The following is a 1121-nucleotide window of genomic DNA, read 5'->3' on the forward strand; positions in this document are numbered from 1 at the left end:
CTGCTTTCACCATGCCATGGCAGTGTTCAGAGACCGGAGGCAAGCTGGTTTACTCAAAGGCTATTTAGAAGCCACCTTGGAAGCTAATCCAGAGATTGCCAAATATGGTGTGTTTTTACCGCGGGGCTTAAAGGTCATTCTGCCTGAATTTGTGTTGTCTAATCCCCAAAGCATGGTGAAGCGGCTATGGGATTAATGCGCACACACCCCTTTATTGTGGTCAAGGTGGGAGATAAACCTGTTCATGAGGTTTTTTACCAGCGTCTTTTAACCGCAACCATTACGGACCATGCCGGTAATGAAGCCGATACATTTGAAGCAGAGTTTGATGATAGTGGCAATGATTTAGAGGTTCCCTCAAGCAACAGTGCGCTCCAGGTGATTTTTGGCTATGAGAACAGCATCAGTGCTTTTATGGGGTGTTTTGTTGTCGAATCGGTTGTGAGTTGTGGGGGCAGTGATGGAGAGATCTTGCGCCTTTGTGGCAAAAGTGCCTCGATGCGTAAAGAGCTCAAAGAACAGGTGAGTGAACATTTTGACCACCAAACTGTTGGTGAGATTGTTGAGATACTCGCCAAACGCCATGGCTATCAAGCAAAGGTCAGTCCTCAGTTCACCAAACAAACTTTACCTTATGTGATTCGTACAGATCAATCGGCTGTTGATTTTTTAACCCGCCTTGCCGATCGCATGCGGGCACGTTTTTTAATCAAGGACAATAAGTTTTTATTTTTAAGCGGTGACAATTTACCAGCACTCGACATCCATAAACACGACTGTTCCAACTGGGAATTTACCCTAGAGCCACGCACGCAATATGGCACCATTGAAGCTTCTTATTTTGATCGCTCAAAAGGGCAGCAATGCCACATTAAGCATCAGACAGGGTTTAGCGGTCCCGTGCGGCGTTTACGGACTTGTTACACTTGTGAGGAGGAAGCACGAGCTGCTGCTGCTTCCGAGTCGGACAGGTTGTGTCGTGCTGTGGGCAGTGGTTCTTTGACCCTTGAGGGGCGACCAGAAATCATGGCGGATCAACCTCTTTTATTGCAAGGGTTTCGTGGGCAAATCAATGGGCCATGGAAAGCTTCCACTGTCACCCACTGCTATGAAAAACAAAG

General features: G+C 47.1%; 2 protein-coding genes. Both read left to right on the forward strand.

The genetic code is table 11. From position 1 onward, the window contains the following. The coding region (locus ACFIJP_RS09255; protein ID WP_375627128.1) for a tail protein X at positions 1-196 on the forward strand (196 nt) is incomplete at its 5' end. Beyond that, the coding region (locus tag ACFIJP_RS09260; RefSeq protein WP_375627130.1) for a phage late control D family protein at positions 196-1121 on the forward strand (926 nt) is incomplete at its 3' end. The genes ACFIJP_RS09255 and ACFIJP_RS09260, both read left to right, overlap by 1 nt.

Source organism: Bartonella sp. MU37NMGALS, assembly GCF_042194015.1.
Taxonomy (GTDB): Bacteria; Pseudomonadota; Alphaproteobacteria; order Rhizobiales; family Rhizobiaceae; genus Bartonella; species Bartonella grahamii.